This is a genomic window from Kitasatospora sp. NBC_01539 (genome assembly GCF_045040525.1).
Classification (GTDB): domain Bacteria; phylum Actinomycetota; class Actinomycetes; order Streptomycetales; family Streptomycetaceae; genus Kitasatospora.
Window position 1 is genome coordinate 3,964,798 of record NZ_CP109390.1, and the last position, 23,979, is coordinate 3,988,776.

Annotated in this window: 23 protein-coding genes and 1 pseudogene; 7 read left to right on the forward strand and 17 right to left on the reverse strand. The window is 73.6% G+C overall.

Translation table 11 applies throughout. The annotated features are described in order from the left end of the window. Positions 1-27: 27 nt before the first annotated feature. Together OG335_RS16905 and OG335_RS16910 are read right to left on the reverse strand one after the other, a co-directional pair. Positions 28-387 (reverse strand): NADH-quinone oxidoreductase subunit A, encoded by a 360-nt coding sequence (locus tag OG335_RS16905; RefSeq protein WP_014137597.1) that lies wholly within the window; start codon positions 385-387, stop codon positions 28-30. A gap of 728 nt (positions 388-1,115) precedes the next feature. Next, positions 1,116-1,988, reverse strand: a pseudogene (locus OG335_RS16910) (DMT family transporter); the annotation flags it as partial. A 206-nt stretch (positions 1,989-2,194) separates the two neighbouring features. On the opposite strand from OG335_RS16910, the gene OG335_RS16915 reads away from it, so the two are divergent. Both OG335_RS16915 and OG335_RS16920 read left to right on the forward strand, forming a co-directional pair. Beyond that, positions 2,195-2,524, forward strand: coding sequence for a MazG-like family protein (locus OG335_RS16915; protein ID WP_405011954.1), 330 nt, complete (start codon positions 2,195-2,197; stop codon positions 2,522-2,524). Positions 2,525-2,531: 7 nt separating this feature from the next. Continuing rightward, positions 2,532-3,038 (forward strand): GNAT family N-acetyltransferase, encoded by a 507-nt coding sequence (locus tag OG335_RS16920; protein ID WP_405011955.1) that lies wholly within the window; start codon positions 2,532-2,534, stop codon positions 3,036-3,038. On the opposite strand, the gene OG335_RS16925 is transcribed toward OG335_RS16920, so the two are convergent. Next, positions 3,025-3,570, reverse strand: coding sequence for a DUF1707 and FHA domain-containing protein (locus OG335_RS16925; protein WP_405011956.1), 546 nt, complete (start codon positions 3,568-3,570; stop codon positions 3,025-3,027). The two genes, OG335_RS16920 and OG335_RS16925, sit on opposite strands and share 14 nt — an antisense overlap. A gap of 173 nt (positions 3,571-3,743) precedes the next feature. On the opposite strand from OG335_RS16925, the gene OG335_RS16930 reads away from it, so the two are divergent. Continuing rightward, a complete protein-coding gene (locus OG335_RS16930) occupies positions 3,744-3,986 on the forward strand; it encodes a hypothetical protein (protein WP_405011957.1) in 243 nt (80 codons plus the stop codon). Further along, a complete protein-coding gene (locus tag OG335_RS16935; RefSeq protein ID WP_405011958.1) occupies positions 3,980-4,429 on the forward strand; it encodes a DNA-binding protein in 450 nt (149 codons plus the stop codon). The genes OG335_RS16930 and OG335_RS16935 overlap by 7 nt, the downstream gene beginning before the upstream one ends. 60 nt (positions 4,430-4,489) lie before the next feature. Here the strand turns inward: OG335_RS16935 and OG335_RS16940 are convergent, their stop codons facing one another. The 7 genes from OG335_RS16940 to OG335_RS16970 all read right to left on the reverse strand — a co-directional run bounded on the left by OG335_RS16940 (position 4,490) and on the right by OG335_RS16970 (position 12,175). Further along, entirely contained in the window at positions 4,490-5,791 is a 1,302-nt protein-coding gene (locus tag OG335_RS16940) for a geranylgeranyl reductase family protein (protein WP_405011959.1), read from the reverse strand. Positions 5,792-5,913: 122 nt separating this feature from the next. Continuing rightward, a complete protein-coding gene (locus OG335_RS16945; RefSeq protein WP_405011960.1) occupies positions 5,914-6,606 on the reverse strand; it encodes a demethylmenaquinone methyltransferase in 693 nt (230 codons plus the stop codon). Between the two features lie 98 nt (positions 6,607-6,704). Next, positions 6,705-7,277 carry a hypothetical protein gene (locus OG335_RS16950; RefSeq protein ID WP_405011961.1) on the reverse strand — a complete coding sequence of 191 codons (573 nt, stop codon included), beginning with the start codon at positions 7,275-7,277 and terminating at the stop codon, positions 6,705-6,707. Positions 7,278-7,474: 197 nt separating this feature from the next. Continuing rightward, complete coding sequence (locus OG335_RS16955) at positions 7,475-8,074, reverse strand: hypothetical protein (RefSeq protein ID WP_405011962.1); 600 nt, start codon at positions 8,072-8,074, stop codon at positions 7,475-7,477. Positions 8,075-8,086: 12 nt separating this feature from the next. Further along, a complete protein-coding gene (gene mqnC / locus OG335_RS16960) occupies positions 8,087-9,319 on the reverse strand; it encodes a cyclic dehypoxanthinyl futalosine synthase (RefSeq protein WP_405011963.1) in 1,233 nt (410 codons plus the stop codon). 127 nt (positions 9,320-9,446) lie between these two features. Then, positions 9,447-11,135 (reverse strand): serine/threonine-protein kinase, encoded by a 1,689-nt coding sequence (locus OG335_RS16965; RefSeq protein WP_405011964.1) that lies wholly within the window; start codon positions 11,133-11,135, stop codon positions 9,447-9,449. Between the two features lie 182 nt (positions 11,136-11,317). Further along, positions 11,318-12,175 (reverse strand): menaquinone biosynthetic enzyme MqnA/MqnD family protein, encoded by an 858-nt coding sequence (locus OG335_RS16970; protein WP_405011965.1) that lies wholly within the window; start codon positions 12,173-12,175, stop codon positions 11,318-11,320. 381 nt (positions 12,176-12,556) lie between these two features. Here OG335_RS16970 and OG335_RS16975 point away from each other — a divergent pair, with 381 nt between their 5' ends. After that, the gene (locus OG335_RS16975; protein ID WP_405011966.1) at positions 12,557-12,760 is read left to right on the forward strand and encodes a cold-shock protein; all 204 of its coding nucleotides are present in this window, start codon (positions 12,557-12,559) and stop codon (positions 12,758-12,760) included. A 280-nt stretch (positions 12,761-13,040) separates the two neighbouring features. After that, entirely contained in the window at positions 13,041-14,234 is a 1,194-nt protein-coding gene (locus OG335_RS16980) for an Ig-like domain-containing protein (protein WP_405011967.1), read from the forward strand. Positions 14,235-14,444: 210 nt separating this feature from the next. Here OG335_RS16980 and OG335_RS16985 read toward each other — a convergent pair whose 3' ends face one another. The 3 genes from OG335_RS16985 to OG335_RS16995 all read right to left on the reverse strand — a co-directional run bounded on the left by OG335_RS16985 (position 14,445) and on the right by OG335_RS16995 (position 18,898). Then, complete coding sequence (locus OG335_RS16985; RefSeq protein WP_405011968.1) at positions 14,445-16,493, reverse strand: glycosyl hydrolase family 28-related protein; 2,049 nt, start codon at positions 16,491-16,493, stop codon at positions 14,445-14,447. 293 nt (positions 16,494-16,786) lie between these two features. After that, positions 16,787-17,353 carry a Uma2 family endonuclease gene (locus tag OG335_RS16990; RefSeq protein ID WP_405011969.1) on the reverse strand — a complete coding sequence of 189 codons (567 nt, stop codon included), beginning with the start codon at positions 17,351-17,353 and terminating at the stop codon, positions 16,787-16,789. A 177-nt stretch (positions 17,354-17,530) separates the two neighbouring features. Continuing rightward, positions 17,531-18,898 carry a dicarboxylate/amino acid:cation symporter gene (locus OG335_RS16995; RefSeq protein WP_405011970.1) on the reverse strand — a complete coding sequence of 456 codons (1,368 nt, stop codon included), beginning with the start codon at positions 18,896-18,898 and terminating at the stop codon, positions 17,531-17,533. A gap of 388 nt (positions 18,899-19,286) precedes the next feature. Here OG335_RS16995 and OG335_RS17000 point away from each other — a divergent pair, with 388 nt between their 5' ends. Further along, positions 19,287-20,495 carry an MFS transporter gene (locus OG335_RS17000; protein WP_405011971.1) on the forward strand — a complete coding sequence of 403 codons (1,209 nt, stop codon included), beginning with the start codon at positions 19,287-19,289 and terminating at the stop codon, positions 20,493-20,495. A gap of 42 nt (positions 20,496-20,537) precedes the next feature. Here OG335_RS17000 and OG335_RS17005 read toward each other — a convergent pair whose 3' ends face one another. The 4 genes from OG335_RS17005 to OG335_RS17020 form a co-directional block, all read right to left on the reverse strand. Next, positions 20,538-21,542, reverse strand: coding sequence for a LacI family DNA-binding transcriptional regulator (locus tag OG335_RS17005; RefSeq protein WP_405011972.1), 1,005 nt, complete (start codon positions 21,540-21,542; stop codon positions 20,538-20,540). Positions 21,543-21,544: 2 nt separating this feature from the next. Next, positions 21,545-21,880 carry a DUF4229 domain-containing protein gene (locus OG335_RS17010; RefSeq protein WP_405011973.1) on the reverse strand — a complete coding sequence of 112 codons (336 nt, stop codon included), beginning with the start codon at positions 21,878-21,880 and terminating at the stop codon, positions 21,545-21,547. 134 nt (positions 21,881-22,014) lie between these two features. Further along, positions 22,015-22,542 (reverse strand): GNAT family N-acetyltransferase, encoded by a 528-nt coding sequence (locus tag OG335_RS17015; RefSeq protein WP_405011974.1) that lies wholly within the window; start codon positions 22,540-22,542, stop codon positions 22,015-22,017. Between the two features lie 45 nt (positions 22,543-22,587). After that, positions 22,588-23,895: an MFS transporter gene (locus tag OG335_RS17020; protein ID WP_405011975.1), complete on the reverse strand. Its 1,308-nt coding sequence runs from the start codon at positions 23,893-23,895 to the stop codon at positions 22,588-22,590. Positions 23,896-23,979 lie beyond the last annotated feature (84 nt).

Genomic DNA, 23,979 nt, shown 5'->3' on the forward strand with positions numbered 1-23,979 from the left:
TTGTCCGCCCGTTCACAAAGTCAGCGGTCAGTCCCACTCCAGACCGCCGCGACGCCAGACATAGGCGTACGCGACGAAGACGGTGGCGATGAACAGGAGCATCTCGACCAGCCCGAAGATCCCCAGGGCGTCGAAGCTGACCGCCCACGGGTAGAGGAAGACGATCTCGATGTCGAAGACGATGAAGAGCATCGCCGTCAGGTAGTACTTGATCGGGAACCGCCCGCCGCCCACCGGCTGCGGGGTCGGCTCGATACCGCACTCGTACGCCTCCAACTTGGCCCGGTTGTAGCGCTTCGGGCCGGTCAGTGAGGCCATCACGACGGAGCCGACCGCGAACGCCGCCGCGATGGCACCGAGTACGAGGATCGGCGCGTAGGCATTCATAGCCCCCGCTCCCTCCGTCCAGTCGTCCTTGACTGCAGATAGGAACTACCAGGTCACACTGCGGTGAACCCGTGATCCACTTCGTGAGATCACCTCCATGTGAGGCAGTTCACAAAGCCCGGATCGCCCGCATCCTATGCCTGTCGGCTTGTGATCTGCGACACGCGGTTCTGAACGATCTTTGTGATCTGCGCCACCTCGCAAACGCCCACCAAGCGGTCGGAGTCGCACCTCAAGCACCCATAGAGCGCGAATGGTCACAAACAGTCTCATTCGCCGGTGAAGCGACTGGTCAGAGCCTTGCGGCTATATCAATCATGCAGCGGCGAACGCAAATTTCGGCATGATCCAGTTGACGTGATATAGCCACTCACCCTCCCGGGGGTGGGGCTGCGGCGCCCGATTGACCTTTCCTTCACAAGCGCACGAAGCGGCTCTCCGGCGGGCCCGCGGCACGGCCGGAAAAGCCCGCCGGACAGCCCGCCGGACACGACGCGTTCGGCAGGGCCGCGACGGGCGCGGTCACGCGGCGGGGCGCGCACCGCTCAACGGGCGCGACCGGCCCGCCGATCCGCACCGCGGCCGCCCGCCACCGCCTCGCGGCGCCGCCCGTCGACCGGGACGTCGTGACCGTGGCCCCGGTCGTCCCCGTCCTCAGGCAGCGCGACGCCCGCCGCCGGCACGACGTCCGAGGCCGGCGCAACGCCCGCCGCCGGCACGACGTCCGAGGCCGAGCGGCGGCCCCACTCGGTGCCCGCCAGCACGCACAGCGCGCCGAGCACCCCCGCCACGCCCAGGTGGTCGCCGGCCAGGGTCACCCCGAACACCGCCGCCCACAGCGGCTCGGTGCCCAGCAGCAGGCTCACCCGCGACGGCGACGTCGACCGCACCGCCCACATCTGCACGAAGAACGCGAACAGCGTGCACAGCAGCGACAGGTGGAGCAGATACCCCCACTGCGCCGGGCCGAAGGACGCCGCGACCGCCAGCGGGGACGGCCCCGCGAAGGGCGCGACGGCCGCGAAGACCGCGGTCGCCGTCGCGAGCTGCACCCAGGTCAGCGCCAGCACGTCGGTGTCGGCCACGGCCCGGCTGCGCGCCATCGCCAGCACGTTCACCGTCCGCACCACGGCGGCACCCAGCACCAGCAGGTCGCCGAGCCCCGGCGCCTCCAGGCCGCCGCCGCCGGTCAGCAGCGCGACGCCGAGCACCGAGAGCCCCGCCGCGGCGAGGAACACCCGCGACGGCGCGGTGCGCCGCAGCACGCTCTCCGCGAGCGGCGTGAAGACCATGGTGAGGCTGATGATCAGGCCCGCGTTGGTCGCCGAGGTGTGCACCGCGCCGTACGTCTCCAGCAGGAAGATGCCCGCCAGGACGAGCCCCAGCAGCGCCCCGCCGCGCCACTCCCGGGCGCTCAGCCCGCGCAGCGGGCGCCATGCGGCCACCCCGAGCAGCGGCAGCACCAGGGCGAACCGCAGCACCAGCACCGCCACCACCGTGCCCGGGTCGGCGACCTGCTTCACGGCGAGGAAACTCGACCCCCACACCACCGCGACGGCGAGGACGGGCAGGTCGCGGACGGACTGCGGGGCGGCACGCATGCGGATCCTCCGGGGTGGCGGGTGGTGGAGTCCCGTACGCCGTCGGACGGATCCGCCGGCGCAGTGCCGGCGGGCCATCCTCGCGCACCGGGCCCGGGTCGATCAATCGCCTTTCCCGGCGCCCCCTCGGCGCCCGCGCCCTCCCGCGCGGCGACGCGCCTCCCGTACGGTGGGAGCCCCGCCACCACCGCACAGGAGCCGCCCGTATGGAGAGCAGCAGCTGGGACAGCATCGACCGGCTGGTCGGCTGGCTGGACGGGGCGAGCGCCCTGCCGCCGGGCGAGGAGCGGCTGTTGCGCGTCCTCAAGCTCTCCGAGGAGGTCGGCGAGGTCGCCCAGGCGGTGATCGGCGCGACCGGGCAGAACCCGCGCAAGGGGGTCACCAACGGCTGGGACGAGGTCGAGAAGGAGCTGTGCGACGTCGTGGTGTCCGCCCTGGTGGCACTGCGCACCCTCACCCCCGACGCGGCCGGGGTCTTCGCCCGGCGGCTCGCCGCCATCGAGGAGCGGTCGCTGGCCGCCCACCGGGAGCCGTGAGCGCACCGTGCTGCTGACCGTCGCCCCCACGCCCCGGCTGGAACTGCCGCCCCTGGGGCCCGCGCACGCCGAGGAGATGGCCGCCGTGCTGGCCGACCCGGCGCTGTACGCGTTCACCGGCGGCACGCCGTACGGTGTCGAGGAGCTCCGCGCCCGGTACGCGCGGCTCGCCGCGGGCTCGCCCGACCCGGCCGTCGGCTGGGTCAACCGCGTGCTGCGGCTGCGCGCCGACGGGCGGCTCGCCGGCTACGTGCAGGCCACCGTCACCGACGGCGGCCGCACCGCGGAGGTGGCGTGGGTGGTGGGCACGCCCTGGCAGGGCCGCGGGCTGGCCGCGGAGGCGGCGACGGCACTGGTCGGCGCCCTCGCGGGGGCCGGTGCGGAGCTCGTGGTCGCGCACGTCCACCCGGAGCACCGGGCGTCGGAGCGGGTGGCCGCCGCGGCGGGCCTGCACCCGACGGACCGCGTGCACGACGGGGAGCGCCGCTGGGAGGCCCTGCTCAGCGCCCGCTGAGGCGGAACGACGTGCTGCCGAAGCCGACCTGGTCGCCGGGCCCCACCCGGACGGGCCCGGTCACCCGGCGTCCGTTGACGTACGTGCCGTTGGACGAGCCCAGGTCGTGCAGCTCCCAGGCGCCGTCCCGGTGGCGGAGTTCGGCGTGCACGCGGGAGACGGTGGAGTCGGACAGCCGCAGCCCGCAGCCGTGGCTGCGGCCGATCCGGAGCGGGGCGGGGCCGGGCTGCGGCAGGCCGAGTTCGGGCAGCTGCTGGTTCTGCCAGGTGCGCCGCAGCCGGACGTTGAACGCCGAGACGCCGCCGACGGCGCGCAGCAGCAGCCTGCCGAGCGGTCCGCCGCTCGGCAGGCCGGTCAGGGCGTCCTGGATCTCCGCGCGGGTGCGGGCGACGAGCACGAGCTCCATCCGCCGCATGAACGTGTCGTGGGAGAGGCGTCCGGTGCCGACACCGTCGCGGAGCGCTCCGAGCGCCCGCTCGCGGTCGGCCTCGGACGGCCTGGCCACCTCTGTGCCGAACTCTGCTGACGCCATGGGGCGATTGTCGGGCGCAGCCGTCGGCGCTGTCCAGCGGCCCTCCCGGCGGAGTTCCGGGGGGCCGCGGAGCGGCGGGCGGGGACGGGCCGTCAGGCGTTCGGCGCGACCTTGGTTCCACCGAGGTATCCATCGGACGGGAAATTTCCTACCGGCGGTGCTACGTTTTGGATATGAGCAGTCACGTCGCACCCCAGGCCGCCGAGCGGGCCGGCAAGAGATCCGTGTCGCTCGCCCAGTCACTGATCAAGGAAGTGGAGGAACGCACCGGCAAGAGCGGGTTCTCCTCCGTCGTGGCCGAAGCACTGGAGGAATGGCTCGCCGCACAGAAGCTCCGCGAGGTCGTGGCCGCCGACCGCAAGGCGTTCGGCCTCGTCTCCGCTGAAGCACGGCGGCAGGCGGAGCAGGAGTGGTAAGCAAGCGCCTCAAGATCAAGGCAAAGAGCGAGGGCACGCTCGTCCTGGACGCCCAAGGACTTTCACTGCACGTCGACGGTGACGAGGGGATGCGCGCGCGCATCGAAGTCGCTCAGCAGAGCGGCCGACGCGTGGCTCTGTCCGCGCTGACACCCTTGGAGGTGCGCCGAACAGGAGAAGCCGCCAAGCGGCTCCGGTTCCTACCGTCCCGGTTCGACGTGAAACCGGTCAACGACGCGGTGACAGACGCCGCAGCGAAGCTGCTGGACGCCTCGGGCCTCGACGGGCACGAATGCCTCGTGGACGCACTCGTGGTGGCAACGGCCGCACTCTGCACTCCCCCGGTCCTACTCGTCACCTCTGACAAGTCCCACATCCCGGCTCTGTGCAAGGCTGCCGAGGAGCTCACCGGCTCACCGAAGGTGAAGATCGTCAACGTGTGACGGCCGCACGTCACGAGCCGAGCCGCTCGACTTCCCGACGAGCGGCCCGGCCTTGACCGCTCAAGCGCGGGGGGCGACCTTGGTCAGGCCGTTGATGATGCGGTCCGTCGCGTCGCCGCCCTGGGGGTCGGTCAGGTTGGCGAGCAGCTTGAGGACGAACTTCATCAGCACCGGGTGGGTGAGGCCGCGTTCGGCGGCCATCTGCATGATCTTCGGGTTGCCGAGCAGCTTCACGAAGCCGCGCCCGAGCGTGTAGTAGCCGCCGTAGACGTCCTTGAGGATCTGCGGGTAGCGGTGCAGGGCGCGCTCGCGGCCGTGGTCGGTGATGCGGGCGAGGGCCTGGACGACGACGCCGGCGGCGATCTGGCCGGACTCCATGGCGTAGGCGATGCCCTCGCCGTTGAACGGGTTGACCATGCCTCCCGCGTCGCCGACGAGCAGCAGGCCGCGGGTGTAGTGCGGCTGGCGGTTGAACGCCATCGGGAGGGCGGCGCCGCGGATCGGGACGGTCATGTTGTCGGGCGTGTAGCCCCACTCCTCGGGCATGGAGGCGCACCAGCTCTTCAGCACCTCGCGCCAGTTGAGGTCGCCGAAGGCCGGCGAGGAGTCGAGGATGCCGAGGCCGACGTTGGAGGTGCCGTCGCCCATGCCGAAGATCCAGCCGTAGCCGGGCAGCAGCTTCCGCTCGCCGCCGCGGGTGTCCCACAGCTCCAGCCACGATTCGAGGTAGTCGTCGTCGTGGCGGGGCGAGGTGAAGTACGTGCGGTAGGCGACGCCCATCGGGCGGTCCTCCCTGCGGTGCAGGCCCATGGCGACGGAGAGCCGGGTGGAGTTGCCGTCGGCGGCGACGACCAGCGGCGCGCGGAACTCGACGGCGCGCTTCTCCTCGCCGAGCTTCGCGGTGACGCCGGTGATCCGGCCGGTGCGCTCGTCGAGCACGGGCCCGCTGACGTTGCAGGCCTCGTACAGCCGGGCGCCGGCCTTGACGGCCTGACGGGCGAGCAGCTCGTCGAAGTCCGCGCGCTTGCGGACGAGGCCGTAGTCGGGGAACGCCGACAGCTCGGGCCAGTCGAGCTCCAGGCGGACGCCGCCGCCGATGATCCGCAGGCCCTTGTTGTGGAGCCAGCCGTTGTCGGTGGAGACGTCGATGCCCATGTCGACGAGCTGCTTGGTGGCGCGCGGGGTGAGGCCGTCGCCGCAGATCTTCTCCCGCGGGAACTCGGTCTTCTCCAGCAGCAGCACGTCCAGCCCGGCCTGCGCCAGGTAGTACGCCGTGGTGGAGCCCGCGGGGCCGGCGCCGACGACGATGACGTCGGCGGTGCTCTCGACGGTGCCGCTCGGGTCGGCTGCGGTCTCGGACACGGGGCACACTCCTGCACTGCGGACGGCTGGGCGTGGACGAGTCTAGCCAGCGCTCACGCGCCGGAGGAGCACCCGGGGAGGGTGCCGCCGGGTGCGGCCGGACACCCGGCCGGGTCCTGGACCTACGCCTTGAAGCCCCGGTGCAGCGCGACGATGCCGCCGGTGAGGTTGCGCCAGGCCACCTTCGTCCAGCCGGCCTGCTGCAGCTTCGTCGCGAGCTCGGGCTGGTCGGGCCAGGAGCGGATCGACTCGGCGAGGTAGACGTAGGCGTCCGGGTTGCTGCTGACCGCGGAGGCGACCGGCGGCAGGGCGCGCATCAGGTACTCGGTGTAGACCGTGCGGAAGGGAGTCCAGGTGGGGGTGGAGAACTCGCAGATGACGATCTTGCCGCCGGGCCTGGTCACCCGCTGCATCTCGGCGAGGGCCTCGTCGGTGTCCTGCACGTTGCGCAGCGCGAAGGAGATGGTGACGGCGTCGAAGGTGCCGTCGGCGAACGGCAGGCGGGTCGCGTCGCCGGCCGTGAGCGCCAGCTCCGGGTGGCGGCGCTTGCCCTCGGCGAGCATGCCGATGGAGAAGTCGCAGGGCACGACCTTGGCCCCGGCCTCCGCGAACGGCAGCGAGGAGGTGCCGGTGCCGGCCCCCAGGTCGAGGATCAGCTGGCCCGGCTCGGCGCCGACCGCGTCGGCCACCGCCCGCCGCCAGGCGCGTGCCTGGCCGAGGGAGAGCACGTCGTTGGTGCGGTCGTACTTCTCCGCGACGTCGTCGAACATGGCGGCGACTTCGTGGGGCTGCTTGTCGAGAGAGGCTCGGGTCACGCCCCCATTGTTCACCCTGGGTGCGACGGCGTGGGAGACGGGTGCGTGTCGGGGCGCCGCGCGCCGCCGCAGCGCGCTTCCTTCGCGGCGGAACGGTGTCACCGCAGGGCGCGCCGGCCGCCCTTGCGTCGGCGCCGGGAGCGCTTGCCGTGGGTGAGCGCGGGCATGCCCTCGGCGGCCAGCACCATCGTCGTGCGCACCCGGGTGCGGCCGGTGCCGGCGGGACGGCTGCGGCGGTGGCGGACGATGCGGGCCAGGCAGAGCACGAGGCAGAGCAGGGCGACGGGCACGCTGATCCGGGCCAGGGTGATGCCGACGGGCTGCGGGTAGCGCTTGCCGCAGACGCGGACGGCGCCCGGGTCGTCGGCGGCGTGCTCCAGGCAGACGGGGTCGCCGACCGCGGCGCCGTGCGGCAGCCACAGGTCGACGGCGGTGAGGCGGCGGCCCTCCGCGGTGTAGCCGACCTGGCTGTAGCTGCCGCTGCCGCCGGGGAGCTGGGTGACGGTGCCCTCGACGCGGACGGGGTTGGCGGTGATCCGGTCGGCCTGGTCGGCCTGGCGCCAGCCGAGCAGGCACATGCCGAGGGCCAGCACGGCACTGAGCACCGCCGCGAGGTACCAGCCTCGGCCCAGCCGCTTGGCGGGCGGGAGGGGAGCGGTGGCGGGTGGCATCGTTCCTGTCCTGGCTGCCGGACACGGGCCCCGGTGTGGGCCCGGTGGTGAGGGGGCCGCCTCAGACTCGCGTCTGAGTGGCTGTCCGGGATCGTAGCCGCTGGCGGTGCCTCAGGTCACGGCGGGAGGTGAGGGGTTTGTGCGGGCGTGCGCGGCGGCGCGTGCCCGGCGGGCCCTCGGCGGGCTCGGCGGCGGGCTCAGCGGCGCCGGTACTGCAGCCGTCCGGCGAGGACGGTCGCCAGGCAGCAGGACGCGCCGGACGCCTCCAGGGCCGCGACCGAGGCGGCGGCGAAGACGGCCAGGTCGGCGGGGCCGCCGACGGTCAGCGGACGGTGCACGGCGGCGGCGAGGGTACGGCCGGCGAGCGGGTCGAGCCCGCCCTCGGCCCCGTCGCCCGGCAGCACGGAGAGCCCGGAGCGGGTGACGGCGGTCCGCACCGCGGGGTGGGTGAACGGCCCGGCGACGGCGGTCGTGCCGTGTGCGAGCATGCGCTGGAGTCCGCGCCGGGCGGAGCCGCCCCGTTGAGCGTCCGGTACGTCCCGGGCGAGCGGTGCCTCGCCGAGGCCGTCCCGCGGGTCGGGGTGGTAGCGGTGTTCGAGCAGCCACCCGGCGGCGGGGTTGAGCAGGCCGGGGGTGAGGATGCCCGGCCACTCCCGGACGCGTGCGCCGCTGTCGGCGAGCCCGGCGTACGGGCCCAGCGCGGCCACCCGGCCGCCGTCGACGAGCACCGCGCCGTCGGGCAGCGGCAGGGCGGCCGGGTCCGCGAGCAGCAGGGCGGCGCGGTGCAGCGTCAGCATCGGGTCGTCGGATCAGGTCGCCGAGAGGATCTTCAGCTCCGGGTGCGCGGTGCCGCCCTCGATGGCGGTGGAGGCGATGTGCGAGGCGACGCGCGGGTCGACCGGGTCGTTCGCCGGGTCGTCGAGGACGCGCAGGTGCTCGTAGGTGGTGGCGCGCTGTGCGGGGGTGCGGCCGGCCGCACGGATCAGGTGGATCAGCTCGGTGAGGTTGGAGCGGTGCTTGGCCCCGGCGGCGGAGACGACGTTCTCCTCCAGCATGACCGAGCCGAGGTCGTCGGCGCCGTAGTGCAGGGAGAGCTGGCCGGCCTCCTTGCCGGTGGTCAGCCAGGAGCCCTGGATGTGGGCGATGTTGTCGAGGAAGAGCCGCGCGATGGCGATCATGCGCAGGTACTCGAAGACGGTGGCCTGGGTGGAGCCCTTGAGGTGGTTGTTCTGCGGCTGGTACGTGTACGGGATGAACGCGCGGAAGCCGCCGGTGCGGTCCTGCACGTCGCGGATCATCCGGAGGTGCTCGATCCGCTCGGCGTTGGTCTCGCCGGTGCCCATGAGCATGGTGGAGGTGGACTCCACGCCGAGGCCGTGCGCGGCCTCCATGATCTCCAGCCAGCGCTCGCCCGACTCCTTGAGCGGGGCGATGGCCTTGCGGGGCCGCTCCGGCAGGAGTTCGGCGCCGGCGCCGGCGAAGGAGTCCAGGCCGGCCGCGTGGATGCGGGAGATGGCCTCCTCGATCGTCACGCCGGAGATCCGCGCCATGTGCTCGACCTCGGAGGCGCCCAGCGAGTGGATCACCAGCTGCGGGAACTCCGCCTTGATCGCGGAGAACGCCCGCTCGTAGTACTCGACGCCGTAGTCGGGGTGGTGCCCGCCCTGGAACATGATCTGGGTGCCGCCCAGCTCGACGGTCTCCGCGCAGCGGCGCAGGATCTCGTCGAGGTCGCGCGACCAGCCCTTGTCGCTCTTCGGCGCCACGTAGAACGCGCAGAACTTGCACGCCGTCACGCAGACGTTCGTGTAGTTGATGTTCCGCTCGATGATGTACGTCGCGATGTGCTCGACGCCCGCGTAGCGGCGGCGGCGCACCGCGTCGGCGGCGGAGCCCAGCGCGTGCAGCGGCGCGGAGCGGTACAGCTCCAGCGCCTCCCCGGGGGTGATCCGGCCGCCGGCGGCCGCACGGTCGAGGACGGCCTGCAGGTCGGCGGCGGGGGCGCCGCCGGGCGACGCCGGGGGGAGGGTCTGCTCGGACACCTGGCGGGCCTTCTTTCTGTCCAACGTCGGGTCGCCTCGGCCGGAGGTGAGGCGCTCGGCCGGCATGACCGAACCAGCCTACGCCAGCCGGTTTCCGCGGCCGGTCACCCCTGCTCGGAGCGGCCGGTCACCCCTGCTTGGCGAGGTCGCCGGACGGGTCCGAGCCCAGCGGCGCCTCGCTGACCTGCAGGTGCAGCGTGCGCGAGGACGACAGCCGGTAGGACTGCTTCTCGGGGACCCCGGTGCAGCCGGGATCGGTGCCCACGGCCTTCTCCTGCAGTTCGATGCTCTCCGGTCCGACCGAGAGCAGCGTCAGTTCGCCGCGGCACACGGTGCCGTCGGTGGCGGAGGTGTTGGAGGTCGTGCCGACCTTCCGGCCGACCCGGCCGGCCGTGAACTCCACCTCGAAGGTGCTGGGCAGCGGGATGATCCGGGTCGTGATGGTGCCCCGCCAGGTGCCGAGGTACGCCGCCGGGAGCGCGTCGCCGCCGGTGGGGGCGCCCGGGGAGGACGCGCCGCTGCCGGACGGGCCGGCGGACGGCGTGGCCGGCCCCGACGTGCCGGGCGCGGCCGGGGAGGATGCGCCGGGGCTCGCACCGTCCTGGCTCCGGGCGGCGTCGTCGCGGTCCCAGGGGGACGTCCACCACAGCGCGCCGCCCGCCGCCAGGACGGCGGCGGCGAGGACGGCGGCGAGGACGCCCCGCCGGGAGCGGGAGGGCCCGGCGGCCGGCGGGGACGACGCGATCCGGGCGGACGGCGCGGCGTGGACGGGAGGGGCGGCGGGGAGGGGAGGGGCCGGCGGGGTTGCCGGCCGCTCGACCTCGGTGGGCGAGCGGTCCCACTGCTGCGGCGCACCGGCCGCCGGGCCGTACGGGGCGGGTCCGGGTGCGCCCGGCGGCGGGCCGTACGGGGCGGCGCCGTGCGCCTCCAGGTCCAGGAGCTCCACGGCGCTGCGCGCCACCGCCGCGGAGACGGCCGGCGGCAGCCACTCCCCCGTGGCGGGCGGCACGGCGCCGGGCGCCAGCAGCGCCCGCAGCTCGGCCGGGCCGGGCCGGGCCGCCGGGTCCTTGGACAGGCAGGCCGCGACGGCCGCGCGCAGCGGGCCGGAGAGCCCGGCGAGGTCGGGCTCCTCGTGGAGCACGCGGTAGAGCAGCACGGCGGCGCTGACGCCCTCGCCGAAGGGGGCGGTGCCGGTGGCGGCGAAGGCCAGCACCGCTCCGAGCGAGAAGACGTCGCCGGCCGGGCCCGCCTGCTCGCCGGCGGCCTGTTCGGGCGAGAGGTAGCCGGGCGAGCCGACCACGTAGCCGGAGCGGGTGAGCGCGGTGGCGGCGTCGAGGGCGCGGGCGATGCCGAAGTCGATGAGGCGCGGCCCGTCGAGGGCCAGCAGCACGTTCGACGGCTTGACGTCGCGGTGCACCAGGCCGAGGCCGTGCACCTGCTGGAGCGCCTCGGCGAGGGCCGCGCCGAGCGTGTGCACGACCGGGACGGGCAGCGGGCCGTGGCGGCGGACGGCGGCGTCGAGGGAGGGCCCGGCGACGTAGCCGGAGGCCACCCAGGGCCGTTCGCCCTCGGTGTCGGCGTCGAGTACGGGGGCGGTCCAGCGTCCGCCGACCAGCCGGGCGGCGGCCACCTCCTGGCGGAACCTCGCCCGGAACTCTCCGTCGTCGGCGAGTTCGCCGCGGACGACCTTCACGGCGACCGTCCGGCCGCCTGCGGTGCGCCCGAGGTAGACGCGTCCCATGCCGCCCGCGCCGAGCCGGCGCAGCAGCAGGTAGGCGCCGATCCGTGCCGGATCCGACCCGCCCAGTGGTTCCATCGCCCCGCCTCCCGCACCGGGGCCCGGCTCCGCGCCCCCGCGCGGGACAGTACTACCCGTCGGCGACGCCCGGGTGGTGATGCCGCGGCGCGGTGCTTCGGCGCGCGGGCGCACCGCGGGCGGCGGCCGGTCGGCAGCGGTCGGTCGGCAGCGGTCGGTCGGCGGCGGTCGGTCGGCGGCGGTCAGCCGACGGCGGGGACCGGCTCCAGGAGGCGAAAGGCGACGTCCGGGGTGAAGCCCGTGTCGTGGGCGACCCGGCGGGCGAACTCCGCGATGCCGGCGAGCTGGCGCCTGCCGAGCGAGTAGTCGAGCGCCTCGGTGAAGTAGCGCTCCAGGAGCGGTGCGTCGAAGGACTCCCAGCGGGCGGCCTGTTCGGCGACCTTCGCGGCCTCGTCGAGGGAGAGGTCGCGGGACTCCAGGAAGGCGCGGTGCACGGCGGCGACCGTCCCGGGGTGCTGCGCGGCGTAGTCGCGGCGGGCGGCCCAGACGGCGAAGACGAAGGGGAGGCCCGTCCACTCCTTCCACAGCGCGCCGAGGTCGTGCACGTCGAGGCCCTGGTCGGGGGCCTGTTCGAGGGAGGCGCGGAGGGCCGGGTCCCCGATGAGCACGGCGGCGTCGGCGTGCTCCAGCATCGCGTCGAGGTCGGGCGGGCAGGAGAAGTACTCCGGCCGGACGCCCACGCGCTCCTCCAGGAGGAGGCGGGCGAGGCGGACGGAGGTGCGGCTGGTGGAGCCGAGTGCCACGGGCCGGCCGTCGAGTTCGGCGAGCGGCACCTTGCTGACGATGACGCAGGACATCACCGGGCCGTCGCTGCCGACCGCGATGTCGGGGAGCAGGACGAGCTCCTCGGCGTGCCGCAGGTACTCGACGCAGGTGATCGGGCCGATGTCGAGCAGGCCAGCGACGAGCTGGTCGCTGAGCTTCTCCGGGGTGTCCTTGGTGAGGTCGAGGTCGAGGAGGTTGCCGGTCCGGGCAAGGCCCCAGTAGAGGGGCAGACAGTTGAGGAACTGAATATGTCCGACCCGGGGCCTCACTGCCACCGAGCTGCTCGCATCCCGACCCGTCACCGCGTGCTCCCTCTGCCGTTCGTACTCTCCCCGGCAGCGTATGCCTGCCCTGCCGGGGCACCGACACCAGGCGTGCGACACACCGGTGCGGCCCTCCGGTCACCCCTGGTCGGGGCCGCCCTCGCGTGCTACCGTCTCCCTCAGTTGCAGTTTGATTCCCCTTGCAGTACTTGAAGCCTGCGGAGCATGTAACCGCAGGCTTTTTGTAGTTTTTCAGCAGTCGCAGCATCAATTGAGTATTGATTGGGCACTGTGCGAAAAACTCCGGGCCCGGACCGGAGGCAGGGCGATCAGCGCAGCGGACCGGCGGTCACGCGGTGTGGCCTCCAATACGTCCCTCGCAAGGAGAACGGCATGGCTCAGGGAACCGTCAAGTGGTTCAACGCTGAGAAGGGCTTCGGCTTCATCGCCCAGGAGGGTGGCGGCCCCGACGTCTTCGTCCACTACTCCGCCATCAACGCGAACGGCTTCCGCTCGCTGGAGGAGAACCAGGCGGTCACCTTCGACGTCACGCAGGGCCCGAAGGGTCCGCAGGCGGAGAACGTCTCCGCTGTCTGACCATCCTCCGATGATCTGATCGCTCGGGACCCCTTCGGGTCCGCCGGCGGCCACCCGGCCGCCACCAGAGCACGACGAGCAGTACCAAGGGGGCTCGCCACCGTCGTGGCGGGCCCCCTGCCCGTGCCCGCCGCTCCCGGCCGGTCGGCACACGACCGGACGGTCGCCGGGAGTGGCGGTCGACCCGTTGTCGATTCGTGACCGGATGATTCGCCCCCGATACGAAACTGCCGGGCCCGCCCGAGCGTCTAACGGGGGGAAGTCGGCGAAGGAGTGGGCAGTGAAGCGGGCGGCAGGCAGGGTTGTGGCAGCGGCGGTACTCGGCGGGGCGCTCGCCCTGACCACCGCGTGCAGCGGTGGTGGCGGCGGTTCGTCCACGGACGGGCCGAAGAAGGCGGAGCAGAAGAAGTCCGCCGCCGTGGTGAGCGTCGAGCCGGCCAACGGCGCCACGCAGGTGAAGCCGAAGGGTGCGCTCAAGGTCGCCGTGGCCAACGGCAAGCTCACCACCGTGACGGTGACCGGCAAGGACGGCAAGGCCGTGCCCGGCACGATCTCCGCCGACGGCCTCGGCTGGACGCCCACGGAGAACCTCTCGGTCTCCACCGAGTACAAGGTCAGCGCGCAGGCCGCGGACGCCGCGGGCCTGGCCACGACCACCGAGAGCAGCTTCACCACGCTCACGCCCACCAAGGGCGCCAGCCCGTACGACAACATCTCCGACGGCCAGACGTACGGCGTCGGCATGATCGTCTCGCTGAACTTCAAGAAGTCGGTCACGGACAAGGCCTCGATCGAGAAGGCCGTCACGTTCGAGACGTCCGACGGATCCGTCGTGAAGCCGCACTGGTTCAACGCCACCAGGGTCGACTTCCGGCCGGAGAAGTTCTGGACGCCGAACACCAAGGTGACCGTGCACTACCGGCTGAAGAGCGTCGAGACCTCCCCCGGTGTCTACGGCGAGGTCGACAGCGACCAGACCTTCACCGTCGGGCGCTCCCGCATCGCGGTCGCGGACGCCAAGAGCCACCAGATGGTGGTGAAGGAGGACGGCAAGCCCGACGCGACGATCCCGATCAGTGCCGGCGCCACCTCGCCCGCCTCGCAGAACACCTTCAACGGCACGATGGTGGTCATGGCGAAGGAGGGGACGACCGTCATGGACTCCTCCACGGTGGTCAACCACGAGGGCCCGGACTACAAGGTCGAGATGCCGCACGCCCTGCGCCTCACCCCCACCGGCACCTACGTGCACGGCAAGTACGCCCCCGGTGTCTTCGGCCACACCAACACCAGCCACGGCTGCATCGGCCTGGAGGACACCTCCGCGAAGGACGGCTCCCCGGGCTCGTCGGCCGGACGCTTCTACGACTCCGCGATGGTCGGCGACGTGGTGACCGTCCAGAACTCGGTCGGCCAGACGGTCCGCGCGGACAACGGCATGAGCGGCTGGAACATCACCTGGGACAAGTGGTGACCCGCTAGTCCCCGAGGGCACGGCGTCGGGGCGGTCACCCGGGAGCACCTCCCGGGCGACCGCCCCGACGCTTTTCCGCACCCCACCGCACCTCGACCCACCCGGCGCGAGGCACGGTGCGGAGACCGGCGGGCGACCGCCCTCGCACGGGCGGCGCCCCCCGGGCGTCATGGCAGGGACGTCACCGCGAGGGACGTCACCGCGCGGACGTCACCACGCCGACGGGGCCGGCGGCGCGACGACCGGCGGGCGGTCGTCGCAGGTGATGGTGTTGGGCAGCTCCCACGAGGCCAGCCAGGGGCCGGTGGTGCCGCCGCCGTCGTTGCCGCCGAGGTCGGTCAGGGAGAACTCCGAGCCGGCCGGGGTGAAGTGGAAGGTGCCGCAGTTGTTGACGCCGACGGCGCCGACGTTGCGGGCGTCCACGTTCTCGAAGGTCGCGGAGCCCGCGACGCGGGCGCTCAGCACCGAGGTGCCGGTGCCGTCGACCTTGATGTCCTTGAAGTGCAGGCCGGTGACGGAGTAGAGGTCCTTCACCGGCCAGTCGGCGACCAGCATCATCGCGTTGTAGGTGCTGTCGAGGAAGTTGTCGCCCGTCACCCGGATGTCGGCGTCGATGTTCTTCTCCAGCGCGTAGAACCAGATCGCGCCGAGACCGATGTTCCAGTTGAGCTCGTGCGTGCCGGCCCGGACCGTGGTGTTGTCCGTGATCCACAGGTGGCCGGTGAACGGCTCGGCGCCGAAGCGGGACCCGACGTGGATCGCGCTGCCCTCGCGGACCGGGTCGGCGATCAGGTTGTTCGACACCGTGTTGTCGGTGCCGCCGTAGATCGCGATGCCGTTCGCCAGCACCGGCGACTGCACGGTGTTGTGGTCGAAGGTGTTGCGGGCGTCCTGGGTCTTCTCGGCCCACATCGCGAGGCCGTCGTCGCCCGAGTTGCGGACAAGGTTGTTCCGGACGACCGAGTCGGTCACGCCGGTGTGGAAGTTCAGGCCGTCCGCGATCTGGTCGGTGATGACGTTGTTCGTCGCGGTGAAGTTCTTCATCGGGCCGTCGAACCACATGCCCACCTTGGTGTGGTGGATGTAGAGGCCGTCGACGGACGAGTCGCTGAGCGAGCCGCCGATGCCGTTCACCTGGTCGGTGTCGATGCGCTCGCGGACGTCGCCCTCGATCGCGAAACCGGACAGGTGGACGTTGCGGCTGCCGCCCTCGGCGGCGCTCCTGCCGTAGAAGCCGACGCCGGTGTGCACCGAGCCGTCCGCCGCCGGGGTGGCGAGGGTGACCTGGTGGCCCTTGACGACGGTGTACCAGCTGCCCGCGCCCTCGATCGTCACGTCGTCGACGACGATGTGGCGGTTCACCTGGTAGGTGCCCGGCGGGATGTACACCTTGAGGTGGGCGCGCTTCGCGAAGGCGACGGCCTTGTCGAAGGCGTCCGCGGAGTCCCGCTTGCCGAACGGGTCGGCGCCGAACGCCAGCACGTTCGCGGCGGCCAGGTTGACGTGCGGCGCGCCGACGAGCTGCGAGTCGAGCAGGTCGACGGCCGTCCACGCGGCGGCGGAGCCGGCCGGCACCGACAGGCGGACCTTGTCACCGGCCTTGTACGTCCGGCCGAGCAGCAGGCGCTGCTCGTCGTAGAAGTGGTTCTGCCGGAACGGCTTGGTGATCTGCGGGGTGGGGGTGGTCGCGCTCGGCACGCAGCCGCACTCGGTGATCCACCAGTCGGAGTGCAGCAGGTCGGCGTTCGGGTCGTTGGTGAACGGGTACTGGTTGTACAGCCAGGAGTACTGCGAGGTCAGCGTCATGGTGCTGCGGTTCCTGCCGTTCACCGTGACGTCGAGCGGCGCGGTGATGCCGCCGCCGTTCGGCGCGTCCGGGAGGCTGTACCGCACGGTGATCGCGTTGGCCGCGGCCGGCAGGGTGAACTCGACGTACTGGCCGGGGGCCAGCTTGACCGCGGACCGGCCGGAGGCCTCCGCGGGCAGCGTGTAGGCGGTGCGGTCGGGAGCGAGGACGGTGCCGTTCGTCGCGGCGTTCTCCGCTTCCTGCTCGGAGATGCCGAGTTCGGCGCCGCGGCCCGCGACGAGCGAGGGGGCGAGGCTGGCACGCGTCACCACGGCGGCGCCGGCCGGGGCGGTGTCGGCGAAGGCCGTGCCGGTGAGACCGGCGGCAGCGGTCACCGCGGCGAGCGCCGTCGCCGCGCCGCGCAGAGGCAGACCCGACCGTCTCGCTGCAGCTCCTGTGATGCTCCGTGACATCGGATGCTCGTTTCTCTCAAGGTGGCACTGAGGACGCCTCACGGCGGAGCGGACGCCGGGGAGTCACGTGACAGTAGGGCGCACGGAGCCCGCCCCACAAGGCTTGTGCAAGATATTTTCGCGACTTTGCTCAGTACATCCGGCCATCAAGTCGATTCTTGCGTCCGTCCGTTCACCCGCCCCACCGGCCCCGGACGCGCCGCAGCCCCTCCCCCGGAGGCCGGGGAAGGGGCTGCGCACGGTCGGCCGTCGCACGGGCCGCCAGGGTCCACGGCCACGGCCCCCGCCGGGGTTCAGAGTCCGCCGGTGTCGAGGTCGATGTCGAACGGATCGGGCAGATGCAGCCGGGCACCGAACGGACGGGGCCCGTCCACCCCGGTGTAGCCCAGCCGCCCCGGCTCCGAGAAGAGGGTGCAGACGGCGTTCTGCCGGTCCACCAGCAGGTAGAGCGGCGCCCCGAACTGCGCGTACCGCCGGCGCTTGACGGTCCGGTCGGTGTCCGCGTTCGTCGGGGAGGTCACCTCCACGACCAGGAGCGTCTGCTCGGGCAGCAGGGCGCCCTCGGTACGGGCGGCGAGTCCGGCCGGGACGACCGCGAGATCCGGGATGTAGAAGTTCTCCGTGCCGGGCAGGTCGAGATTGCCCGAGCCGGCCCGCAGCCCGAGCTCCCGCATCCGCGGGCCGATGCGCTCACGGATCAGGTCGGCCGCGTTCTCGTGCGCCCACGACGGCGACATGGGGGTGATGACTCCCTCGACGATCTCGGCACGGTCACCGGCGATGTGCCGGATCGCGTACTTGAGGGCGCGTTCGGGGTCGGACACCGTGCTGTAGTCACCGGGGCCGGGGGCGGTGCTCATGGCCGTGCCTCCTCTCCTCCCGGACGATTGTGCGCCCCAGGGGTGCCCGCCGCGCCGGGGGCACGGCTGGTCAACGAGCCCGCCGGAGCGACGGACACGGCCGGCCCGGGATCCGCCCGGACGCGCCGCAGCCCCTCCCCCGGAGGCCGGGGAAGGGGCTGCGGAACGGACCGCGCGTCAGGCCGCGGCACCCACCGGCTCGGCGGCCGGGGTGTCGGCGCCGGCCGGCTCGGCGAGCAGGTCGCCGGTCGGCGCGTTGTACGCGGCGAGGTCGAGCGTCTTCTCGCGGGCCGCGACGATGACCGGCACGACGACCTGCCCGGCGACGTTGGTGGCGGTGCGCACCATGTCGAGGATCGGGTCGATCGCGAGCAGCAGGCCCACGCCCTCCAGCGGCAGGCCGACGGTGGAGAGGGTGAGGGTCAGCATGACGATCGCTCCGGTGAGGCCGGCGGTGGCCGCCGAGCCGATCACGGAGACGAAGGCGATCAGCAGGTAGTCGCCGATGCCGAGGTCGACGCCGTACACCTGGGCGACGAAGATCGCGGCGAGCGCGGGGTAGATCGCGGCGCAGCCGTCCATCTTGGTGGTCGCCCCGAACGGGACGGCGAAGTCGGCGTACTCGCGGGGGACGCCGAGGCGCCCGGTGACGCGGCGGGTGACCGGGAGGGTGCCGACGGAGGAGCGGGAGACGAAGGCCAGCTGGATCGCGGGCCAGGCGCCGCGGAAGAAGTGGAGCGGGTTGAGGCCGGCGGCGAAGCGCAGGAGCAGCGAGTAGACGCCGAACAGCACGATCGCGCAGCCGAGGTAGACGTCGGCGGTGAGGGTGGCGAACGGCTTGAGGAGGTCCCAGCCGTAGACGGCGACGGACTTGCCGATCAGGCCGAGGGTGCCGAGCGGGGCGAGCCGGATGACCCACCAGAGGGCCGTCTGCGTGAGGTCGAGGACGGACTCGGCGAGGCGGCGGACGGGGGCGGCCTTCTCGCCGGTCTTCAGGACGGCGGCGCCGGCGACGATGCCGAGGAAGACGATCTGGAGGACGTTGACCTCGACGAACGCGGTGGCGATGTTGGTCGGGATGATGCCGGTGAGGAAGTCGACCCAGCTGCCGGCCTTCTCGGGGGCCTCCAGGCCCTGGGTGGAGAGGCCCGCGCCCTTGCCGGGGTCGGTGAGCAGGCCGAGGACGAGGCCGACGGCGACGGCGATCAGCGAGGTGATGAGGAACCAGAGCAGGGTGCGGGCGGCCAGGCGGGCGGCGTTGGTGACGTTCCGCAGGTTGGCGACGCTGACGAGGATCGCGGTGAAGACGAGGGGCGGCACGGCCAGCTTGAGGAGCTGGACGAAGGTCTTGCCGACGGTCTCCAGGGTGGTGGCGAGCCAGGCGACGTCGTAGGCGCGGGCGATGCCGCCGAGGATCAGTCCGAGGGCCAGGCCGCCGACGATCTGGGCCCAGAACGGGATGCGGCGGATCGTGGCGAGGAGGCCGGGGGTGGGCTCGGCACTGGGCGCGGTGGGCGCGGTGGGCGCGGTGGGCGCGGTGGGCATGGTGGTGCTCCGGGTGTGGCAGGCGGGTGGTGGGGCGAGCGGCGGGCCGGGACGGCAGGCGGGGCGGCACGCGCGGGCCGGGCGCGCCGTGGGGCGCGCTGCGGGGCCGGGCTCAGGACTGGCGTGCCGCCCGGGGACAGCAGCAGACGCGGCAGGCGCGGCGGCCCGGGAGCGGGCGGGCGGCGGCCCGCGGCAGGCGCGGGCGGCAGGGGGCGAGCGGGGTGCTCGTCCCGTGCTGGTGCGCGGCGCCTGGCGTGGTCATGGGCTGGAGATTAGCAGTAAACATTTGAGATGTTCAAAGTTGTTGTTTGAATTGCGGGCACGAACCAGCCGCCCCCGGAGCGGGAGCCGTTTGACGGACCGGATGGTTATACGTATAACTCCCACCATGGGCTATCTCGCGCTGCTCCGCGCCCCGCACGTCACCCGGCTGCTCCTCGGCACCCTGCTCGGCAGGCTGCCCGCCGGCATGACCGGCCTGGTGATCGCGCTCGCGCTGCGCGAGGCCGGCGCGCCGTACAGCCGGATCGGCGTCGCCACCGCCGCGTACGCGATCGCCGCGGCCGTGGGCGGGCCCGTGCTCGGGCGCCTCGTCGACCGCACCGGCCAGCCGCGGGTGCTGCTCGTCACCGCCGCCGTCGCCGGCCTCGGCTACGCCCTCCTGGCCCTCGCCCCCGGCTCGGCCCTGGCCGCGCCGGTCGGTGCCGCCCTGGCCGGCCTCGCGATGCCCCCGCTGGAGCCGTGCCTGCGGGCGCTCTGGCCGTCCGTGGTCCGCGACGAACAGCTCGACACCGCCTACGCCTTCGACTCCGCCTCGCAGCAGATCCTCTACGTCGCCGGGCCGCTGGCGGTGGCGGGCATCGCGGCCGGTCCCGGCCCGACCACCGCCCTGTGGACGGCGGCCGGGCTCGGCCTGCTCGGCTCGCTCGTGGTCGCGACGGCGGCCCCGGCGCGGGCCTGGCGGGCGCCCGCGCGGGGCACGTCGTCCGGGCTGCTCGGCCCGCTCCGCTCCCGCGGCCTGGTCCTGCTGCTGGTCGGTCTGGCCGGGGCCGGCTGGACGGTCGGCGCGCAGAGCGTGCTCTTCATCGCGTACGCCGAACGGCATCCGGGCGCCCTGCCCGGCGGCGCCGGCCTGATGCTCGCGCTGGCGGCGCTCGGCGGGCTCGTCGGCGCGCTCGGCTACGGCGCGGTGCGCTGGCGCAGCGGCACGGCGACCCGCACCTGGGTGATCGCCCTGCTGATGGCCGCCTCCTACCTGCCGCTGCTGTGGCTGCCGGGCCCGTACGCGATGGCGGGGCTGTCGCTGCTGTCGGGCATCGGGCTGGCTCCGCTGCTGGCGGCGGCGTTCGTGCTGATCGCGGAGCTCGCGCCGACGGGCACGGTGACGGAGGCGTTCGCCTGGCTGGTCACGCTGTTCGCGACGGGCAACGCGGCCGGGTACGCGGTGTCCGGGCTCCTGGTGGAGGGGTCGCTGTTCGCGGTCGCGGTCTGTGCGGCGGCGGGCATCGGCGTCGGCGGGCTGCTGCTCTTCGCCTGCCGCGGATGGTTCCGCACGGCCGTACGGCCTGCGGTCGGGGGGCTCGCCGCGGCGGCCTGACCGCCGGGACCGGGCCCGCGGCGCGGCGCGGTGCGGCGCGGTTCAGTCGGCGGGCCGGGTGGAGGCGCGCAGCACCAGGCGGGTCGGCAGCGGCGGCACGGGCGCGGCGGGTTCGCCGGCGAGGAGGGCCGCGAGGGCGGTGACGCCGGTGCGGCCGAGTTCCTCGCCGGGCAGGTCGACGGTGGTGAGGGGCGGCGCGAGCAGGCCGGCGACCGGGATGTTGTCGATGCCGATGACGGAGACGTCCGCCGGGATGCGCAGGCCGAGGTCGGCCGCGGCCTGGTAGAGGCCGGAGGCCACCACGTCGTCGTCGCAGATGACGGCGGCCGGGCGGTCGGGGCGGGCGAGGAGGCTGCGGGCCGCCTCGCGGGCCGCCGGTACGCCCTCGTTGAGGCGGACGCCGACCTCGACGACGTCGAGTCCGGCGGCGGCGGCCTCGAATCCGGCCTGCCGGGTGCGGAAGGTGTGGGCGGAGAGCGTGGCGCGCAGGTGGCCGATGCGCCGGTGGCCGAGGGCCGCGAGGTGACGGACGGCGTCGGCCATGCCGCCGGCGACGTCGAGTTCGACGGTGGGGCGGCCCGGGTTGCGGGCCGGGTCGGCGTCGAGGAGGACGGCGGGGGTGGCGGTGGGCAGGTCGCCGAGCTGGCTGTCGTCCGGCGAGCAGATCAGCAGGCCGTCGAAGCGTCCGGCGACGGCTGCGTCGGCGAGGGTGGCACTGTCCCAGCCCGAGCTGACGACGACGGCGAGGCCGCGCCGTCCGGCCTCCTCGTGGACGCCGGAGTGCACCCGGCCGAAGAACGGGCCGAGCAGGTTGGGCACGGCGAGCATCACCATGCCGCTGCGGCCGAGACGGAGCTGGCGGCCGGCGGCCTGCGGACGGTAGCCGAGGGTGCGGGCGGCCTCGCGGACGCGCTCGCGGGTGGCCCCGGAGACCCGGTGGCCGGCCTCGGGCCCGGAGAAGACCAGGGAGACGGTGGCCTGCGAGACGCCGGCCAGCCGGGCCACGTCGCGTCCGGTGGGGCGGCGCGGCGGCGCGGGGTCGGCCAAGGTCAGTCCTGCCGGGCGACGGCGGCGCGGGCGGCGTCGTCCGCGGCGTCCTCCTCGGCGTTCTGGGCGGCGATCCGCTGGGCGGTGCGGTCGCGCAGGCCCCCGACCTTGCCGGCGATCTGCTCGGACATCGCGTCACGCTGCTTGCTGAGCACGACGTAGCTGATCGGGGCCGAGACCAGGCCCGCGACGAGCACGAGGAAGATCACGCCGGAGGCGCCGCCGACGGGGATGACCCCGAAGTGCCCGAGCAGCAGGGCCAGGAGCAGGCAGCCGAGGAAGATGCTGGCCCGCAGGGAGGTGTAGCGGAGCGTGGCGTGCGACGTACGGCTGCTCACGGGTGACGTCCTTCACTGCTCAGGTACGGCGGTTGCGACGGTACGGCGGTCATGGGGGTGCCGGCCGGGCCGCCGGGTGCGGGCGGCGCCGGTCTCCCAGTGAAGCATGCCGTGCGGCGGCGTCCGCACGGGGCTCAGCGGAGGTCGAGCCACATGGTGACGTCGTCGCGGTCGTCGCCCGGGGCGACCCGGATCGCGCCCGGCACCCGGCCCGTCTCGGTGTAGCCGCACCGGCCGTAGAACGCCTCCAGGCCGAGGCCGCCGCGCAGGGTGAGCTTGAGGCCGGCGAGGCCCCAGGTGCGGGCGGTGCGGGCGGCCTCGGCGAGGAGTTCGGCGCCGTATCCGCGGCCCTGGAAGGCGGGGTGGACCATGACGCGCTTCAGGAGGCGCCAGTGGTCCATGAGGTCGAAGCGCTGGGAGGTGAGGAAGAGGACGGCGGCGAGCCGGCCGTCCCGCGGGTCGCGGCCGACGAGGAGGTGGTCCGGGCCGTGCGGGGCGAGGCCCGCGAACTCCTCGTCGGCGGTGGCGCGGACGCGGTCCGCGGTGACGGGGGCGACGAAGCCGACGGCCCCGCCCGCGTTGGTGACGTCCGTCCACAGGTCGACGATCTCGGCGCGGAGCCCGGGGGTGAGGTCCGGGTCCAGGGTGAAGGCCAGTGTCATGACCGACAAGGCTACCTGACCCTTACGACACCGTGATCGGGGCTGTCACGGAACGGCCACCGCCACGGCCGGGGCGGCCCGCCGGCCGCTCAGCGCGAGGCACAGCACGACGGCGACGGCGCACAGCCCGCCGGCCGCGTACCAGGCGAGGTCGTAGTCGCCGAAGCGGTCACGGGCCAGACCCGCCAGGCCCGCCACCACGGCCGCACCGATCTGGTGCGCCGCGAGCACCCAGCCGAAGACGATCGGGGCGTCCGCGCCGAAGTGCCGGCGGCAGAGCGCGACGGTCGGCGGCACGGTGGCCACCCAGTCGAGCCCGTAGAAGACGACGAACGCGAGGATCGGCGGCTGCAGCGAGTGGCCGAAGAGCTGCGGCAGGAAGAGCAGCGAGACGCCGCGCAGCGCGTAGTAGACGACGAGCAGCCGCCGGGAGTCGAAGCGGTCGGTGAACCAGCCGCTGGCGACGGTGCCCACCACGTCGAACACCCCGACCAGCGCCAGCAGGCTCGCCCCGGTGGTGACCGGCATGCCGTGGTCGTGCGCGGCCGGGATGAAGTGCGTGCCGACCAGCCCCGCGGTGGTGGCGCCGCAGATCGCGAACGACCCCGCGAGCAGCCAGAACGCCCGGCTGCGCATCGCCACCCGCAGCACCCGCATGGAGCGGGCCAGCGCGCTGCCGTCGGTGACCGGCTCGGGCGGCGCCTCGGTCGCACCGTACGGGAGCAGGCCGACGTCGGCCGGGCGCTCGCGCATGAGCAGCAGCACGGGCACGGCCACGGCGGTCGCCGACAGCGAGACCACGACGACGGCGGTGCGCCAGCCCTGGTGCTCGACGAGGGCGGCGAGCACCGGCATGAAGACGAGGTTGCCGGCCGCGCCGGCCGCGGTGAGCACCCCGGTGACGAGGCCCTGCCGGGCGTGGAACCAACGGCCGGTGACGGTGGTGGCGAAGGCGCCCGCCATCGAGCCGCTGCCGAGGCCGACGAGCACGCCCCAGCAGAGGATCAGCTGCCAGCTCTCGGTCATCAGCACGGTGAGCCCGGCGCCGACGGATATGGCGAGCAGGGCGCAGACGACGATCAGCCGGATGCCGAAGCGGTCCATCAGAGCGGCGGCGAACGGCGCGGTGAGGCCGTACAGCGTGAGGTTGACCGAGACGGCGCTGCCGATCGTGGCGTGCGACCAGCCGAACTCGCCGTTCAGGGCGTCCATCATCAGGCCGGGGGCGGAGCGGAAACCGGCGGAGCCGAGGAGGACGAGCAGGGCGACGCCGGCCACCACCCAGGCGTAGTGGAGTCGGGGCGCCCTGGTGCCGGCGGGCGGCGCGGTCGTGCGGCTGGTCAGATCGGTCACCGGTCGAGTGTCCCGGAGCGCCGGCGGCCCGACGAGTGGCCGGACCGCCAGCTTTCGTCAGGATCGGGCCATGGGGGCCGGGCT